The 17,656-nt window shown below is 59.0% G+C and carries 13 protein-coding genes; 2 read left to right on the forward strand and 11 right to left on the reverse strand.

Annotated elements, in window-relative coordinates; translation table 11 throughout:
• Window positions 1–71: 71 nt before the first annotated feature.
• On the forward strand, window positions 72–1,325 hold the full coding sequence (locus BJF91_RS21730; protein ID WP_075616636.1) for a L,D-transpeptidase family protein: 1,254 nt from the start codon (window positions 72–74) through the stop codon (window positions 1,323–1,325).
• 45 nt (window positions 1,326–1,370) lie between these two features.
• Here the strand turns inward: BJF91_RS21730 and dnaE are convergent, their stop codons facing one another.
• Complete coding sequence (dnaE, locus tag BJF91_RS21735) at window positions 1,371–4,859, reverse strand: DNA polymerase III subunit alpha (RefSeq protein WP_075617000.1); 3,489 nt, start codon at window positions 4,857–4,859, stop codon at window positions 1,371–1,373.
• A gap of 88 nt (window positions 4,860–4,947) precedes the next feature.
• Here dnaE and BJF91_RS25105 point away from each other — a divergent pair, with 88 nt between their 5' ends.
• Complete coding sequence (locus BJF91_RS25105) at window positions 4,948–5,217, forward strand: hypothetical protein (RefSeq protein ID WP_162843906.1); 270 nt, start codon at window positions 4,948–4,950, stop codon at window positions 5,215–5,217.
• A gap of 98 nt (window positions 5,218–5,315) precedes the next feature.
• Here BJF91_RS25105 and BJF91_RS21740 read toward each other — a convergent pair whose 3' ends face one another.
• From BJF91_RS21740 to nuoL, 10 genes are all read right to left on the reverse strand, one after another.
• Window positions 5,316–6,005 (reverse strand): ABC transporter ATP-binding protein, encoded by a 690-nt coding sequence (locus BJF91_RS21740; protein ID WP_075616637.1) that lies wholly within the window; start codon window positions 6,003–6,005, stop codon window positions 5,316–5,318.
• Between the two features lie 14 nt (window positions 6,006–6,019).
• Window positions 6,020–7,327, reverse strand: a complete 1,308-nt coding sequence (locus BJF91_RS21745; RefSeq protein ID WP_075616638.1) for a lipoprotein-releasing ABC transporter permease subunit — start codon at window positions 7,325–7,327, stop codon at window positions 6,020–6,022.
• A gap of 19 nt (window positions 7,328–7,346) precedes the next feature.
• On the reverse strand, window positions 7,347–8,669 hold the full coding sequence (gene proS / locus BJF91_RS21750; RefSeq protein ID WP_075616639.1) for a proline--tRNA ligase: 1,323 nt from the start codon (window positions 8,667–8,669) through the stop codon (window positions 7,347–7,349).
• 684 nt (window positions 8,670–9,353) lie between these two features.
• On the reverse strand, window positions 9,354–9,623 hold the full coding sequence (locus tag BJF91_RS21755; protein WP_075616640.1) for a DUF1467 family protein: 270 nt from the start codon (window positions 9,621–9,623) through the stop codon (window positions 9,354–9,356).
• 129 nt (window positions 9,624–9,752) lie between these two features.
• A complete protein-coding gene (mce, locus tag BJF91_RS21760; RefSeq protein ID WP_075616641.1) occupies window positions 9,753–10,157 on the reverse strand; it encodes a methylmalonyl-CoA epimerase in 405 nt (134 codons plus the stop codon).
• Window positions 10,158–10,244: 87 nt separating this feature from the next.
• A complete protein-coding gene (locus BJF91_RS21765) occupies window positions 10,245–11,912 on the reverse strand; it encodes a ribonuclease J (RefSeq protein WP_075616642.1) in 1,668 nt (555 codons plus the stop codon).
• On the reverse strand, window positions 11,909–12,697 hold the full coding sequence (locus tag BJF91_RS21770; protein WP_075616643.1) for a biotin--[acetyl-CoA-carboxylase] ligase: 789 nt from the start codon (window positions 12,695–12,697) through the stop codon (window positions 11,909–11,911). The genes BJF91_RS21765 and BJF91_RS21770 overlap by 4 nt, the downstream gene beginning before the upstream one ends.
• Complete coding sequence (gene nuoN / locus BJF91_RS21775; protein WP_075616644.1) at window positions 12,694–14,133, reverse strand: NADH-quinone oxidoreductase subunit NuoN; 1,440 nt, start codon at window positions 14,131–14,133, stop codon at window positions 12,694–12,696. Before nuoN ends, BJF91_RS21770 begins: the two co-directional genes overlap by 4 nt.
• 17 nt (window positions 14,134–14,150) lie before the next feature.
• Window positions 14,151–15,662: an NADH-quinone oxidoreductase subunit M gene (locus BJF91_RS21780; RefSeq protein WP_075616645.1), complete on the reverse strand. Its 1,512-nt coding sequence runs from the start codon at window positions 15,660–15,662 to the stop codon at window positions 14,151–14,153.
• The gene (gene nuoL / locus BJF91_RS21785; RefSeq protein ID WP_075616646.1) at window positions 15,662–17,653 is read right to left on the reverse strand and encodes an NADH-quinone oxidoreductase subunit L; all 1,992 of its coding nucleotides are present in this window, start codon (window positions 17,651–17,653) and stop codon (window positions 15,662–15,664) included. The genes BJF91_RS21780 and nuoL overlap by 1 nt, the downstream gene beginning before the upstream one ends.
• Window positions 17,654–17,656 lie beyond the last annotated feature (3 nt).

The raw sequence follows: 17,656 nt of genomic DNA on the forward strand, positions 1-17,656 counted from the left end.
GTTTGGCGGCTTCGCCCTTTACATCCGCGCCGGTTTCAGGCGCGCATCCTCACTTGCAGATAAGGGGCACCATGATGGTCCGCGCCGTTTTCCGATCGATGATCCTGTCCGCCTCGACGCTTGCCCTGACTGCGGCGCTCTCGCCGGCCAATGCCAGCGATGGATCGACGCTGCAGATCATCGTGTCGAAGCAGACGCAATCTCTGACCGTCTACGACGGCGACAAGGCGCTTGTCTCTTCGCGGGTATCGACCGGCAAGGACGGGCATGCAACGCCCTCAGGCGTTTTCGCGATCATCCAGAAGACCAAATATCACGAGTCCAACCTCTACTCGAACGCGCCGATGCCCTGGATGCAGCGCATCACCTGGTCCGGCGTCGCTTTGCACGAATCCAATAGCGTGCCGAACCGACCCGCCTCACATGGCTGCGTGCGCCTGCCTGGTCAGTTTGCCCGCGAGCTTTATGGCATGACCCGCCTCGGCGCCCATGTGATCATCACCGATGCTCCGGTGGCGCCACGGCAGATTGAGCACCCTGCCCTGTTCAGCCCGCACCCGGCCGCAGACGTGCCGCAGCTACTATCCGATGCCCGCTTGAGGGGTGCAGGCAGCGCAGCAGGTCCGCAGCCGGTGGAAGTGGCAATGGTGGAACTGCCCAGAGCCAAGCCTCAGGCGATAGCATCAGAGCCTCCACTCAGTATCCTCGTAACCCTGCGTGGCGAGCGTGAGACCATTCACGATGCGCAATTGCTGCTGCAGGATATGGGTTTTGATACTGGTGGCTCTGATGGCTATACCGGGCCGCTGACCCGCGCGGCTATCCAAGGCTTCAAGCGCTGGAAGGGCATGGCCCTGAAAGGTCCGCTGGTCACACCCGACTTCCTCGCCCGGCTCTACGAAAGCGCCGGCAAGCCCATGCCGCCGGCGGGCCAGATCTATGTGCGCCAGTCGTTCAAGGCGGTTTTTGACGCCCCTGTTGTGATCGACCAGCCGGAAAAGCCGCTCGGCACGCATTTCTTCACCGCAAGCCTCGCCTCATCCGAAGCAAAGGCCCATTGGCAGGTCACGAGCCTGGAGTCCGCCCCGTCCAATCCGGCAAATACGCCAGCCTCAGGATCAATCGTCACCATCGGCGGCAAGCAGGCTAGCGCAGAAGACGGCCTGACGGCCGTGCTGGATCGCATCCATATTCCCGACGATATCCGTGAACGGATTGAGACCAAGATGGCAAGCGGAACAGCGCTGACGATCACCGACCGCGGCCTCAGCCCCGATACGATCGACGGGACAGATTTCATCACCATGTTGCCCAACCGGTCCTGACCGATCAAGACAACCGCATCTTTGCGACTTCAGTCAAAAGACACGCTAAACCAGTTCGACATCCACCACACCGGGCGCCGAACGCATCGCGGCGGCGATTTCTGGGGTGATGCGGAAGCGTTGGTTCAGCTCGACCTCGATTTCGCGGCGGCCATCCTCCTTGATCACAACAAAGGAGACGAGGCCGTCGCCCTTGGTGTTGAGATGGGCGGCGAGCGCCCGCAGAGGACCGGAATCGCGCAGATAGACGCGCAGGGTCTTTTGCATCTGAAGCGACTTTTCCTCGAGCGATTGCGCCGTCTGGATACGCAGGCCGATGCCTTCCGGCCGCTCTTCAGCGGCAACGGTGATGACAAGCGATTTGCCTGACTCGAGCAGGTCGCGATACTGGTTCAGGCCCTCGGAAAACAGCACGGCCTCATATTGCCCTGACGCATCCGACAGCGTGACGATACCCATCTTGTTGCCTGTGCGGGTCTTGCGCTCCTGCTTGGAGATCACCGTCCCGGCAAGACGGCCGGCTGTAGCACCCTGGCGCACGGCGCCGGAGAAATCGGCAAAATTCTGTACCCGCATCTTTTCGAGCAGCGGCTTGTAGGTGTCGAGCGGGTGGGCCGAGAGATAGAAGCCGAGCACCTGGAATTCGCGCATCAGCTTTTCCGATGGCAGCCAGGGCGTATAGGTCGGGAAGGAAATCCGCTCCGGCCCTGTGGCGGCACCCGAACCGAACATATCGGACTGGCCGCTGACGGCATTTTCCTGAGCGCGCTGGGCATAGCCGATGATCCGGTCCATGCCGGCTACCAGTTCGGCGCGGTCTCGACCGAAGCAATCGAAGGCGCCGGCAAAGATCAGGCTCTCAAACACCCGCCGATTGATCTGCTTGGGATCGATGCGCAGGCAGAAATCCTCGAGATCGGCAAACGGCTTGTCGCCGCGCACCGCCACGATATGCTCGACGGCAGCATCGCCGACGCCCTTGAGGGCCGCTAACGAATAATAAATCCGGCTCGGTCCCGTCTGGAAATGCCGGAAAGAGGTCTGCACGGACGGCGGTACGACTTCGATGCCAAGCCTGCCGGCATCCTGGCGGAAGTCCACCAGCTTTTCGGTATTGGCCATATCGAGCGTCATCGACGCCGCCAGGAACTCGACCGGATAATGCGCCTTCATATAGGCCGTCTGGTAGGAGACAATCGCGTAGGCAGCCGCATGCGACTTGTTGAAGCCATAATTGGCGAATTTCGCGAGCAGGTCGAAGATATTGTCGGCCTGCGGCTTGGAGACTCCGTTCTTGACCGCGCCATCGACGAAACGGGCGCGCTGCTTGTCCATCTCCTCCTTGATCTTCTTACCCATGGCGCGGCGCAGAAGATCGGCTTCGCCGAGCGAATAGCCTGACAGGACCTGGGCCACCTGCATGACCTGTTCCTGGTAAACGATAACGCCCTGAGTTTCCTTGAGGAGATAGTCGATGGTCGGATGGATCGACTCGATCTCTTCCTCGCCATGCTTACGGGCATTGTAGACCGGGATATTTTCCATCGGGCCCGGACGATAGAGCGCGACCAGCGCGATAATGTCCTCGATACAGTCAGGCCGCATGCCGATCAGCGCCTTGCGCATGCCGGCACTTTCCACCTGGAACACGCCGACCGTCTCGCCGCGCGAGAGCATCTGATAGGTCTTCTCGTCGTCGAGCGGAATGGTGGCGAGGTCGATTTCGATATCGCGCAATTTGCAAAAATCAACCGCGGTCTTCAAAACCGTCAGGGTCTTCAAGCCCAAAAAGTCGAATTTCACCAGGCCGGCCTGCTCGACCCATTTCATGTTGAACTGGGTGACAGGCATGTCGGAGCGCGGATCACGATACATCGGGACCAGCTTGGACAGCGGCCTATCCCCAATCACGATCCCCGCAGCATGGGTCGAGGCGTGACGATAAAGCCCTTCGATTTTCTGGGCGATATCTAGCAGGCGGCCGACAACAGGCTCCTTATCGATCTCTTCCTGAAACTTAGGTTCTTCTTCAATCGCCTTGGACAAGGGCGTTGGATTGGCCGGATTGTTCGGCACCAGCTTACAGATGCGGTCCACCTGACCATAAGGCATTTCCAGCACGCGGCCGACGTCGCGCAGGGCGGCGCGCGCCTGGAGCGAACCAAAGGTAATGATCTGCGCCACCTGTTCGCGCCCGTATTTGCGCTGCACGTAGCGGATTACCTCTTCGCGGCGATCCTGGCAGAAGTCGATATCGAAGTCGGGCATCGAAACGCGCTCAGGATTGAGGAAGCGTTCGAACAGTAGCGAAAACCTGAGGGGGTCGACGTCGGTAATCGTCAAGGCATAGGCGACCAGCGAACCCGCACCCGAACCACGGCCCGGGCCCACCGGAATGTCCTGGCTCTTTGCCCATTTGATGAAGTCGGCAACGATCAGGAAGTAGCCGGGGAATTTCATTCGCTCGATAACACCAAGCTCGAAGTCCAGCCGCTCGCGATACTCCTTTTCCTCATAGCCCGGCGCCATGCCGAGCTTGGCGAGGCGCTCGTCCAGGCCTTCGATGGCCTGCCGGCGCAGTTCGCCCGCCTCGGCGCGCCCCGCCTCTTCAGGATCGTCACTGGCGCCGGTAAAGCGCGGCAGGATCGGGCTGCGGGTATCGAGAACGAAGGAGCAGCGGCTGGCTATTTCGACGGTATTTTCAAGCGCTTCCGGGAGATCCCTAAACAGGACCTGCATTTCCTTGCGGCTCTTCAGATAATGGTCCGGCGTCAGCCGAAACCGCCGGTCGTCGGAGACGATGGCGTTATGGGCGACCGCCATCAGCGCGTCATGGGCATCGTAATCGTCGCGGCTCGGAAAGAAAGCCTCGTTGGTGGCAACCAAGGGTATATCATGCTCGTAAGCCAGAGCGACCATTCGGCTTTCGTGCTGGCGGTCGTAGCCCTGCTGCCGCTGCAATTCGATATAGAGCCGGTCGCCGAACAGGGACTTTAGCGCCATCAACCGCGCCAGCGCCTGTGCCTGGTGTCCGTCCTTGACCGCCAAATCGACAGGGCCGCCACTTGCGCCAGTTAGCGCGATCAGGCCTTCGGTGCCGATCTCTTCCAGCCACGACATCGAGATATGCACGGACTGGCTGTTATCACCCTGAAGATAGGCGCGGCTGACGAGATCGACCAACCGTTCGTAACCACCGGCATCCGCCGCCAGAAGCACGATGGCCGGATATTTGGCGACAAAACCATTGCCGCGTTTCTCCTCGCCCGCATCTTCCATGTCGATCGACAACTGGCAACCAATGATCGGCTGCAAACCGTCGCCCAGTGCCTTCTGGGAGAACTCGAGAGCAATGAAAAGATTATTGGTATCGGTGATGGCAATGGCGGGCTGCTGGTCGGCTAGGACCTTGCCGAGGATCTTCTTGAGAGGCAGTGCCCCCTCAAGCAGCGAATAGGCCGAATGGACCCGCAGATGTATGAAGCCTGGCCCATTTTCCTTGATATCAAGACCGCCAGCCGCCGCTTCACCCATCGTCTTCATCCTGCCTTGATGTCATCGTCCTCGAACATACCGCAATCGAAAGACCCAGCCATAGGACGGGTTTTTAACGATGCGGGCCATGCCGGTGACCGATTCCATTCTCTTCTGTCCGGGCAGCTATGTCCAGAAGGAAGGAGGGCCTGCGCGCTCCTATCCCCTTGAAGCTGACCTCATGGAAGAGGCCTGGGACAGTGCGGCTGCGGGCAGGCCCACTCAAAAAGCCAGAGCGAGAACCGTCAGACTTGCGATGAAAACAGCAAGCGATGTGAATGCGGCGATGTCATGCAAAATATCATTCATAGCTCACTCCTGTTCGGTTATGTTGTTATTTTGTTCTCCTTTTGTTTGATCGTCAACAGAAATTTTACACAATGAGAACAAACAGACAAAACGCGCCGGTCGATTGACCGGCGCATTCATGTTAACCAATTAATTTCAAATAATTATTTAGAGTTCCAGATCGACGATCCGGCCGTCCTGCAAGGTGACACAGCGGTCCATGCGCATCGCCAGTTCGTGGTTATGCGTGGCGATCAGCGCAGCAAGTCCAGACTGACGCACCAAGGCTTCCAGGGCGGAAAACACGTAAGCCGCGGTTTCCGGATCGAGATTGCCGGTCGGCTCGTCAGCGAGCAGCAGCAGCGGCGCGTTGGCAACGGCGCGGGCAATCGCCACGCGCTGTTGTTCACCACCGGAGAGTTCGGCTGGTCGGTGCGTGCCGCGATGGCCGATCCGCATGTAGTCCAGCAGAGCCTTGGCGCGTTTGCTGGCTTCCGGAATAGTCAAGCCGGCGATCATCTGCGGCATCATGATGTTTTCGAGCGCGGAAAACTCCGGCAGCAGATGATGGAACTGGTAGACGAAACCAATGCTGCTGCGGCGCATGGCCGTGCGGCCTTCCTCGGAAAGCTCGTTGCAGCGGGTGCCACCGATTACGACGTCTCCGTCGCTCGGATGCTCGAGCAGGCCGGCAATGTGAAGAAGCGTCGACTTCCCGGTGCCCGACGGGGCAACCAACGCCACAGTCTCGCCCTCATACAGCGTCAGCCCGGCCCCCTTGAGGATACTCAGCTTTGTCTCACCCTCGCCGTAGCTGCGCGAAACATTGGAAATTTCAAGAACAGGATTCTTCGCCATGGATACGCTGTTTCCTATTCGTAACGCAGGGCTTGCACGGGATCGAGCCGGGCGGCGCGCCACGCCGGAAAGATCGTCGCGATGAAGGACAGCGTCAGCGACATGATGATGACAGAGACCGTCTCGCCCAGGCTCATGTCGGCCGGCAGTTTGCTGAGGAAATAGAGCTGCGGATCAAAGAGCACAGTACCCGATACCCAGGAGAAGAAGCCGCGGATCGATTCGATGTTCAGACAGACGAGCACGCCGAGCGCTACGCCAGCAAAGGTACCGGCAATGCCGATGGCTGCGCCGGTCATGAAGAAGATCCTGAGAATCGAGCTGGAACTCGCCCCCATGGTCTTCAAAATGGCAATGTCGCTGCTCTTGTCCTTCACCAGCATGATCAGGCCGGAAATGATGTTCAGCGCCGCAACGATGACGATCAGCGTCAGGATCATGAACATCACATTGCGCTCGACTTGAAGGGCTGAGAAGAAGGTTTGGTTGCGCTGGCGCCAGTCGCTGATGAAGACTTGCCGTCCCGCTGCAGCCTCGACCTTAGGCCGCAACTCATCGATATCATCAGGGTTACTGACGAACAGTTCGATCGACTGCACCAGGCCCTCGGCATTGAAATAGAGCTGCGCCTCTTCGAGCGGCATATAGATGATCGAGCTATCGTACTCGGACATGCCGATCTCGAACGTGCCTGAAATCTTGTAGGATTTCACCCGCGGGTTAACACCCATGGGCGTCACATCGCCCTCCGGCGAGACGAGCGTGATGGAATCGCCGGCCTGCAGGCCGAGATCATTGGCCATGCGAGACCCAATAAGCACGCCCTGCCCCGATGTGAAGCCAACCATATCGCCGCTCTTGATATTGCCGGCGACTTCCTTGAGCTTCATCAGATCGTCGGAACGGATGCCTCGCACAAGCGCGCCGGTACCGGCGCCGCCCTTGCCGGAAGCAAGCGTCTGGCCCTCGACCAGCGGCAGGGCCATGGTGACGCCGGGAACTTCGGCGAATTTCTTGGCAAGTTCGGCATAATCGGTAAACGGACTGTCGACCGGCTGTATGATCATATGCCCGTTTATGCCGAGGATGCGCGAGATCAGCTCGGTGCGGAACCCGTTCATCACAGCCATGACGATGATAAGGGTTGCGACGCCGAGCATGATGCCGACAAAGGAAAAGCCGGCGATGACCGAGATCACGGCCTCCTTGCGCCGGGCGCGCAGATAACGCCAGGCGACCATGCGCTCGAATGCGGAAAACGGCTTGGAAGAGGCCGCTGCCACGGCTTCGCCTACCGTAGAGCTTCCAGTTTCACTGCTCAATCTTGCCTCCTGGCGTCGCTCAGCCCGCTATGCGGTTGATGGCGGCCTCGATGGTCATGGTTTCCCGCTCGCCAGTCTTGCGGTTCTTGATCTCGACTTCGCCATTGGCAACCGAGCGCGGACCGACGATCACCTGATAGGGAACGCCAATCAGATCCGCGAGCGCGAATTTCGCGCCGGCGCGGTCGTCGGTATCATCGAGAAGAACGTCCTTACCGGCCTTTGCGAGCGCCGCATACAAAGTGTCGCATGCGCCGTCGCAGCTAGCATCCCCAGCCTTCATGTTGATGATGATAGCATCGAAAGGCGCGACGGACTCGGGCCAAATGATGCCATTCTCATCATGAGAAGCTTCGATGATGGCCGGAACAAGGCGTGTCGGACCAATGCCGTAGGAGCCCATGTGCACAAGGTGTTCCTTACCATCGGGCCCCTGGACCTTGGCGCCCATCGGCTCGGAGTATTTGGTGCCGAAATAGAAGATGTGACCGACTTCGATCCCTCGTGCGGAAATGCGTGCGTCCTCTGGCATGGCGCCATAGGCAGTTTCGTCATGCATCTCAGACGTGGCAGCATAGTCCGACGTCCAATCTTCGAAGATAGCCTGTAGACCGGCCACGTCATCGAAATCGGTATCGGCGGCCGGAATGGCCCGGTCGAGGAAGCTCTTGTGGCAGAACACTTCCGACTCGCCGGTGTCGGCGAGAATGATGAACTCGTGGCTATGATTACCGCCGATCGGGCCAGTGTCGGCGCGCATCGGGATGGCGCGCAGGCCGAGCCGTGAGAAGGTCCGCAGGTAGGCCGTGAACATCTTATTGTAGGAGTGGATGGCGCTTTCCTTGGTCAGGTCGAAGGAATAGGCGTCCTTCATCAGGAATTCGCGCGAACGCATCGTGCCGAAGCGCGGACGGATCTCGTCACGGAACTTCAACTGTATGTGATAGAGGTTCAGCGGCAGGGTCTTGTAGGACTTGACGTAGGACCGAAAGATATCCGTGACCATTTCCTCATTGGTCGGGCCGTAAAGCATCGGACGATCCTGGCGGTCCTTGATGCGCAGCATTTCCTTGCCGTAGTCGTCGTAGCGACCGCTTTCCTGCCAAAGCTCGGCGGATTGCAGCGTTGGCATCAGCAACTCGACGGCGCCGGCGCGGTTCTGCTCTTCGCGAATGATCGCATTGACCTTGTCCAGCACCCGCTTGCCCAACGGCAACCAGGAATAAATACCCTGCGACTGCTGGCGGATCATGCCGGTGCGCAGCATAAGCCGATGGGAAACGATTTCCGCTTCCTTGGGATTTTCCTTGAGGATGGGCATAAAATAGCGGGAGAGGCGCATACCGACTTCCATTGGTGTGGCGAGCCGCGTTGAAGCGGAATCAGCCGTATATCTGGTTTTTCTTGAAGCCTTCTAACCGTTTCGCTCACGGAAGAAAACCCGCCCCCGGCTTTTGTCAACGACAGTGAAAGGAAACGGCAGCGATGCCCGACATCGGGACCGACTTAAGCCTCCGCTCCACACCAAAATTCGCTGGCACGTCACAACTGGGACCATCACCTCGCCACAATTTCGCCGCTCCTCATCATCGTGAAAACCAGCCATATCAGCCTGTTTTGAGGGCAAATACAAAGCGCGTTGGGCATTCGCTCAGAGGGCAACCATGTCAAAATATTGACAAATCAGCAAAAATTACCCGACCGCGCCTTCTTTTTGGAAAGCTGTAACAAAAATGCAAAAAGTTGATGACAAGTGTTCCTTGTTGAGCTAGCTTACGCTCACAAAACAGGCAGAAAGCTTAAATTTCTGTCGAATTCGCGGTAAAGTCTTGGGAGGATCAGATCTTAGGCGCGGTTACTCGCAGCCCCTTAATTGGTGAAAGGTCACGCGACATTTGTACAAACAAGGTCTTCGGACCTTGTTTTTTTTTGCCTAACTGTTTGCTTGGCAGCTGCTCGCTATGCTTTGCCTGTGCTTATCGCAACTGTCGATGCACGGAGGGCGCTAAGCCATCCGCCGTCAAAATTATCTGATATCGGGCATGATGTGAGGCAGGTCAGCGAAGCTGAAACCGAAATAGGCGGAACTCAAGTTCCAGCCGAAAAAGATCACCGCCGCAACCAGCGTATTGAGAGCCATGACCCGCCAGAAGCGGAATCGCGCTGGCGCGCTCGCCATCGTGCCAGGTACGATCTGCTGATCATCCTCTTGGGTATGCGTGCAAAAAGGCAGGACCGCAAACAGCGTGATCCACCAGAGAATGAAATAGATCGCTCCACCGGTCACCCAGGACATCGGCTCTCCTCCTTGCAGTCAATTGCTCCCTTCTGATCATAGAGGGCAAAGGCGTGCATTCTGTCCATGTGGCATAGTGCCATCGCACGAACAACCGTGCTGAAACCGTGGCAGACTTGCTCCGGCCTCTCAGACCTGTTCCAGCTCGATCAGCGTACCGAAAAAGTCCTTGGGATGCAGAAACAGCACCGGCTTGCCGTGGGCGCCGATGCGCGGCTCGCCGTCGCCAAGCACGCGCGCGCCCTGCCCCGTCAAATGCGCGCGGGCAGCTTTGATGTCTTCGACTTCGTAGCAGATATGATGGATGCCACCGGACGGGTTCTTGTCGAGAAAGGCCCGGATCGGCGAGGTCTCGCCAAGCGGCTCCAGCAGTTCGATCTTGGTATTGGGAAGCTCGACGAAGACAACGGTCACACCATGTTCCGGCAAGGCCATGGGCGACGAAACCTTGGCTCCGAGTGTGCCTGAATAACATTCGGTTGCCGCCGCCAGATCCGTGACGGCGATGGCGACATGATTAACGCGACCAAGCACTTCTCAGCTCCCCATGCCATCGGCCTCTGCGGACCTCAGCCCGCGGAGGCCTTTTATAAAGCCGCCCTCTCCTCAGGCCGCAGACCGTCAAACCTTGTTGACGAAAACCGTGACCACAGGCTTCTTTCCCCAGCATTCGTTCGCGGTGGACCGAACCGCACGGCGAATGCTTTCCTGAAGCGCGCCAAGGTCCTTGCGACGGGCACGCGGAATGCTTTCGACGGCGCTGAGCACTGCGTCGTACAGTACATCTTCCATATCGTCGCCTTCGATGTCCTCAGCAGGCAAGCCAATCGCCACGATCTCCGGATCGTCGCGGAAATCGAAACGCTCGTCCAGGATTACGTTGACCGAGACATGACCGGCGAAGGAGAGCTTCCGGCGTTCGCCGATGCCCATTTCCTCGAAATTCCCGATCAGCTTGCCGTCCTTGAAGATCCGGCCATGCGGTGCTTCACCGATTACCTCGGCAGGGCCAGGGGCCAGACGCAGGATATTGCCATTGCGCACCTTCGGCACCTGAGGGATGCCGGCCTGCTGCGCGAGCAACTGCTGAGCGCTCAGATGCGCGGCTTCGCCATGCACAGGTACAAGGATCTGCGGCCGCGTCCACTCGTACATCTGCAACAGTTCGTTGCGACGCGGATGGCCGGAGACATGCACAAGCGCATCACCATCGGTGACGATTGACACACCCTGCTCAATCAAGCCGTTCTTGATATCATTGATCGGCTTTTCATTGCCGGGAATGGCGCGCGAGGAAAACACCACCGTGTCGCCCTTGGCGAGTGCGACATTGCGCATTTCGTCGCGCGACAGCTTGGCCAGCGCCGCGCGGGACTCGCCCTGGCTGCCGGTGAGGATCACGACGATCTTGTCGCGCGGGATGTAGCCGTATTCGTCCTCAGCGATGAATGGCTTGACGCCTTCCATCAGCCCGACATCACGGGCCACGGCCACGACACGCTTCAAGGAGCTGCCGAGCAGCAACACTTCACGGCCGGCGGCGTCCGCCGCCTGAGCGATCGAGCGGATACGTCCGACATTGGAAGAGAAGGTGGTGATCGCCACACGGCCTTCCGCAGATGAAATGATCTTGCGCAGACCTTCCGAGACTTCCTGCTCCGACGGCGACACGCCTTCGCGCATGGCGTTGGTGCTGTCGCACATCACAGCCAGCACGCCCTCATCGCCAAGCGCCCGGAAGCGGGCCTCATCGGTCAGCGGACCAAGCGACGGTGCGTGGTCGATCTTCCAGTCGCCGGTATGGATAACATTGCCGAGCGGCGTACGGATCACCAGCGACATCGGCTCGGGGATCGAGTGGTTGACGTCAGAGGCCTCGACCACGAATGGACCGACATGCACTTTGTCACCGGGCTTGAACGGCGTCACCGGGATCTCGGCGCGCGTGCCCTCGTAATTGCGTTTGGCTTCCAGCATGCCGGCGGTGAAGCCGGAGGCATAGACCGGCACATTGAGGCCCGGCCAGATATCGTTCAACCCGCCATAATGGTCTTCATGGGCATGGGTGATGAAGATCGCCTTGAGGTTGTTCTTCTGGCTGCGCAGAAAGCCGATATCGGGCAGAACAAGATCGACGCCCGGCAGATCGGGACCTGGGAAGGTCACACCGCAATCCACCATGATCCATTGCCGCTGCTTCGGCGGGCCAAAGCCGTAGAGCGCCAGGTTCATGCCGATTTCACCTACGCCGCCCAGCGGCAGAAATACCAATTCGTCTGTCTTTGTCATTCTTTCCTTGGCCCATTCGGCTCGAAAAACACATCACCCGCCGCAACTGGCGTGATGCCTAGCGAGCCCCTGTCGAGCAATAGTATCCCTTTATCATCGATTCCCGAAAAGACACCGGAAATCGAACGATCCGGCAGATTGACGGTTATTTTCTCACCAATACCGCAAGCCACATGGCGCCAGCGCCGCATCACGTCAGCAACGCCGCGACCTTGGTCCCAAAGCGCTAATGCGTCGGCCATGGCAATGAAAAGGTGGCTGAAAAACTCGTCCGGCGTCACCGAAGCGCCATGCTCTTGCAGCGAGGCGGTCGGATACGGCGTTTCTGACGGCTTGAAGCGGATATTGACGCCGATGCCGATCACCAGCGCATGGCGACCATCAAGCAGGCGCTCGGCTTCGAGCAGAATGCCCGAGGTCTTGGCGCGGCCGATCAGCACGTCGTTCGGCCATTTGATTTCAAGTGGAGGGCTGCCAGGCGGCAGCACAGCTGAAATGGCGTCATGCACAGCAACGGCAACGGCCAGCGGCAAGGACGCGAGGTCGGCGAGCGGCGCCGGATCGATCAGAAGAAGTGAACTGTAGAGATTTCCGGGTTCGGAGGCCCATAATCGCCCTCGGCGACCTCGCCCGCCTGTCTGGCGATTGGCGGTCAGCCAGAGATGGCCGGGATCGCCTTCCCGCGCCCTGATAAGGCATTGCTGGTTCGTGGAATCCACCTCGTCCAGCGCGAGATGTCGGAAGGCGTCGAGCGCCTTCCGACGATGGGTAGCATAGTCGCTCAATGGAACAGCGTCGCCGCCGCTGCCGATGCAGCACTGCCGATTGGGCCACCGATCAGCACATAGGCGATGACGAACAGGCCGGACAGGCCAAACACCACGCGCAAGGTGGCTGACGTTGCCGCAAACTCGATCTTCGCGTCATCGAACCACATCACCTTCACGATGCGAAGATAGTAGTAGGCACCGATGACGGATGCGAGAACGCCGATGATCGCCAGAGCGTAGAGATGCGCCTGGATGGCCGCGAGGAAGACGAAATACTTCCCGAAGAAGCCAGCCAGCGGCGGAATGCCGGCCAGCGAGAACATCAGCGCCGTCAGCACGAAGGCCATGAACGGACGGGTCTGCGACAGGCCGGCGAGATCGTCGACGGTCTCCAGCATTTCGCCGGTCTTGGTGCGCATGGCCATGATGCAGGCAAAGGTGCCGAGGTTCATGATCAGGTAGATGAGCATGTAAAGCAGCACGCCCTCGATGCCTTGCTGCGAACCGGCGGCGAGACCGACGAGTGCGTAGCCCATATGACCGATCGAGGAATAGGCCATCAGGCGCTTGATATTACGCTGACCGATAGCGGCGACGGAACCCAGAACCATTGAAGCAATCGCGATGAACACAACCACCTGCTGCCATTCAGCCGTGATCGGCTGGAAGGCTTCGATGACGATGCGCACGAAGATGGCCATTGCGCCGACTTTAGGGGCTGCGGCAAGGAAGGCGGTAACCGGGGTCGGAGCACCTTCGTACACGTCAGGCGTCCACATGTGGAACGGCACGGCGGAGATCTTGAAGGCAAGACCAGCAAGCACGAAGACCAAACCGAAAATCAAGCCGAGATTGCTATGGCCAGCGGCAAGAACAGCAGCGATCTTGTCGAATTCGACATTGCCGGTGAACCCATAGACCAGCGACATGCCATAGAGCAGCATGCCTGACGACAGCGCGCCGAGCACGAAATACTTCAGGCCAGCTTCCGACGAGCGGGCGCTATCGCGGTTCATGGCGGCGATGACGTAAAGCGCCAGCGACTGCAGCTCGAGCGACAGATAGAGCGAGATCAGGCTGTTGGCCGAGATCATCAAGAGGATGCCGAGCGTTGCCAGCACCAGCAGGACCGGGAACTCGAACTTGTCGAGATCATTGGCCTTGGCAAGACCTGTGGCCATGACCATGGTCACGATCGAGCCGATCAGCGCCAGAACCTTCATGAACCGGGCATAACCATCGGAAATATAGGCGCCGCCGAAGGCAAGGCCATCGGCCGGCAGAAGCAGGATCCACGCGCAGGCAACGGCGAGCAGCGCCACCGCCAGACCGGTCACCAACGACGCCTTGTTGGTGAACACGCCGATCATCAGCAAGACAAGCGCGCCAACCGCAAGCATAAGCTCCGGCGTGACGAGATGCAGGCTTGCAAGGAGAGTTTCAGCATTCATATCCAATGATCCTGTCGTCAGTTCACCAGGAGCGCAACATTTTGCGCAGCCTGCAGAGCGGCGGTGTAGTGATTGAGAAGCGCATCGACCGAAGCCGTCGTCACATCAAAGATCGGGGCCGGGTAGACGCCGAACAGGATGGTGAGCGCGATCAGCGGATAGAGCGTGACCTTTTCCCGGAAGGACAGATCAAGCAGCGCCTTCAGGCTTTCCTTGTCGAGCGCACCGAAGATCACCCGGCGATAGAGCCAGAGAGCATAGGCAGCCGACAGGATCACGCCGGTCGCGGCAAACAACGCTACCCAGCTATTGGCCCGGAAGGCACCGATCAGCGTCAGGAATTCACCGATGAAACCCGACGTGCCCGGCAGGCCGACATTAGCCATGGTGAAAATCATGAAGGCCAACGCGTATTTCGGCATGTTGTTGACGAGACCGCCATAGGCAGCGATTTCGCGGGTATGCATGCGGTCGTAGATCACGCCAACGCAGAGGAACAGCGCACCGGACACAAAGCCGTGGCTGATCATCTGGAACACGGCGCCCTGCAACCCTTGCGTATTTGCCGCGAAGATACCCATGGTCACGTAGCCCATGTGGGCGACGGAGGAATAGGCGATCAGCTTCTTCATATCTTCCTGCATCAGCGCCACCAGCGAGGTGTAGATGATGGCGATGACTGAGAGCGCGAAGACGGCAGGGGCGAAATAGTCCGAAGCCAGCGGGAACATGGCAAGCGAAAAGCGGATGAAACCATAGCCGCCGAGCTTCAGCATGATACCGGCCAGAATGACTGAACCTGCCGTCGGTGCCTGAACGTGGGCGTCAGGGAGCCAGGTATGCACCGGCCACATCGGCATCTTCACCGCGAAGGAGGCGAAGAAGGCCAGCCAAAGAACCATCTGGAGATGAACCGGGAACTTGTGGGCAAGCAGCGCCGGAATATCCGTCGTGCCGGCATCCCAATACATCGCCATGATGGCGAGCATCATCAGAACCGAGCCAAGCAGCGTATAGAGGAAGAACTTGTAGGAGGCGTAGACGCGGTCCTTGCCACCCCAGACACCGATGATGATGAACATCGGGATCAGGCCGGCTTCGAAGAACACATAGAACAGCACGATGTCGAGCGACACAAACACGCCGACCATCATCACTTCCAGGATGAGGAAGGCAATCATGTATTCCTTGATCCGCTTTTGAACCGAGGTCCAGCTGGCGAGAACGCAGAAGGGCATCAGGAACGCGGTCAGCACCACGAAGAGCATGGAAATGCCGTCGACGCCCAGGTGATAGGCGATGCCGGTACCGAGCCAGGCGTGATTTTCCACCATCTGGAAGCCCGGGTTGGCGTTATCGAAGCCGATCCAGACGAAAAGCGAGACGATGAAAGTGGCAACCGTGGTCAGCAGCGAAATGTTCAGCACATTCCGCCGACCCGACGGGGTATCGCCATTCATCAGCAGCAGCAGGGCAACCCCGACCAGTGGCAGGAAGGTGACCGTTGAAAGAATTGGCCAATCGGTCATCAGATCGAACTCCCGAGCATCATCCAGGTAATAAGGGCGGCGATCCCGAGCAACATCGCGAACGCATAGTGGTAGAGATAGCCGGACTGCAGGCGAACGACCCGCTGGGTCAGGCCGGCGACACCGGCGGCAACGCCGTTCGGGCCGTAGGCGTCGATGGTGGCAACGTCGCCCTTCTTCCACAGGAACCGGCCGAGCGCCTTGGCCGAACGGACGAAGAGGAAGTCATAGAGCTCGTCGAAATACCACTTGTTGAGCAGGAATTGGTAGAGCAGCCACTGGCTTTCGGCCAGCTTCTTCGGCGTTTCCGGGGACTTGATATACATGTACCAAGCAGTCACCAGACCAACCAGCATGGCCACGAACGGGCTGAGCTTGACCCAGGTCGGCACATGATGGACCGCATGTAGGATCTCGTTATGCTCGCTGGTAAACAGCGCGCCCTTCCAGAACTCAGCATAGGCTTCGCCAAAGAAGTAATCGTGGAAGATGAAGCCTGCAAACAGCGCACCAGCCGTCAGGATGTAGAGCGGTACCAGCATGACCTGCGGCGATTCGTGCACGTGATGCATGACCTCGTGCGAGGCGCGCGGCTTGCCGAAGAAAGTCAGGAAGGCCAGACGCCAGGAGTAGAAGCTGGTGAACAGCGCGGCAATGACCAGCAGCGCGAATGCGAAGGTCGAAACACCCGTGCCGGCAGCAAAGGAGGATTCGATGATCGCGTCCTTCGAGAAGAAGCCCGCGGTGCCGATCAGCGTGCCGGGAATGCCAACGCCGGTCAGCGCCAGATTGCCGATGGTCATGGCCCAGAACGTGACCGGGATATGCTTACGCAACCCGCCCATGTGGCGCATGTCCTGTTCGCCATCGACAGCATGGATGACCGAGCCGGCGCCAAGGAACAGCAGCGCCTTGAAGAAGGCGTGGGTGAAGAGATGGAACACGGCAGCGCCGTAAGCGCCGACGCCGAGCGCCACGAACATGTAGCCGAGCTGCGAACAGGTCGAATAGGCGATGACGCGCTTGATATCGTTCTGCACCAGACCGACGGTGGCCGCGAAGAAGGCGGTGATCGCACCGACGATGGTAACGACGGTCAGCGCATCAGGAGAGAGTTCGAACAGCGGCGACATTCGGGCAACGAGGAAGACGCCGGCGGTGACCATGGTTGCGGCGTGAATCAGCGCCGAAACCGGGGTTGGGCCTTCCATGGCGTCCGGCAGCCAGGTGTGCAGCAGGAACTGCGCCGATTTACCCATGGCGCCCATGAACAGCAGCAGGCAGGCCGCAGTAACCGCATGGCCCTTGTCCAGATGCATGCCGAACAGGGTGATGACAGCATCCCCTACCGGTGCGCCTTCAGCCGGCAGATAGGTCTGGGCCGAAGCGAAGATCGTTTCGAAATTGACCGACCCGAACAGCACGAAGACGGTGGAGATGCCAAGGATAAACCCGAAGTCGCCGACGCGGTTGACAATAAACGCCTTCATGGCGGCAGCCGTTGCCGAAGGCTTCTTGAACCAGAAGCCGATCAGCAGGTAGGACGCAAGACCCACGCCTTCCCAGCCGAAGAACATCTGCACGAGATTATCCGAGGTCACCAGCATCAGCATGGCGAAGGTAAACAGCGACAAATAGCTGAAGAACCGCGGCCGATGCGGATCGTGATGCATGTAGCCGATCGAATAGAGATGGACCAGCGTCGAGACGCTGTTGACCACGACCAGCATGACAGCCGTGAGCGTGTCGATGCGAAGCGCCCACTCGACGTCGATGCCGCCGACCTGGATCCAGCGCAGCACCGGCACCTTGATCAGCTCGGAATGGCCGAAGCCGACCGAGATGAACACGTACCAGGACAGGGCTGCCGCCAGGATCATGAAGCCTGTCGTGATAAATTCCGAAGCCTTGGCACCGATCTGGCGGCCAAACAGGCCTGCGATGATCGAGCCGAGCAGCGGAAGAAAGACGATTGTCTTATACAGAAGCATAGC

Source organism: Gillisella taibaishanensis, from assembly GCF_001938985.1.
In the GTDB taxonomy this organism is placed as follows: Bacteria; Pseudomonadota; Alphaproteobacteria; order Rhizobiales; family Rhizobiaceae; genus Allorhizobium; species Allorhizobium taibaishanense.

Excerpts from the sequence above, each read along its gene's own strand:
- BJF91_RS21730 (WP_075616636.1), top strand. The coding sequence starts at position 72 with ATGATGGTCCGCGCCGTTTTCCGATCGATGATCCTGTCCGCCTCGACG.
- dnaE (WP_075617000.1), bottom strand. The coding sequence starts at position 4,859 with ATGGGTGAAGCGGCGGCTGGCGGTCTTGATATCAAGGAAAATGGGCCA.
- BJF91_RS25105 (WP_162843906.1), top strand. The coding sequence starts at position 4,948 with ATGCCGGTGACCGATTCCATTCTCTTCTGTCCGGGCAGCTATGTCCAG.
- BJF91_RS21740 (WP_075616637.1), bottom strand. The coding sequence starts at position 6,005 with ATGGCGAAGAATCCTGTTCTTGAAATTTCCAATGTTTCGCGCAGCTAC.
- proS (WP_075616639.1), bottom strand. The coding sequence starts at position 8,669 with ATGCGCCTCTCCCGCTATTTTATGCCCATCCTCAAGGAAAATCCCAAG.
- BJF91_RS21755 (WP_075616640.1), bottom strand. The coding sequence starts at position 9,623 with ATGTCCTGGGTGACCGGTGGAGCGATCTATTTCATTCTCTGGTGGATC.
- BJF91_RS21765 (WP_075616642.1), bottom strand. The coding sequence starts at position 11,912 with ATGACAAAGACAGACGAATTGGTATTTCTGCCGCTGGGCGGCGTAGGT.
- nuoN (WP_075616644.1), bottom strand. The coding sequence starts at position 14,133 with ATGAATGCTGAAACTCTCCTTGCAAGCCTGCATCTCGTCACGCCGGAG.
- BJF91_RS21780 (WP_075616645.1), bottom strand. The coding sequence starts at position 15,662 with ATGACCGATTGGCCAATTCTTTCAACGGTCACCTTCCTGCCACTGGTC.
- nuoL (WP_075616646.1), bottom strand. The coding sequence starts at position 17,653 with ATGCTTCTGTATAAGACAATCGTCTTTCTTCCGCTGCTCGGCTCGATC.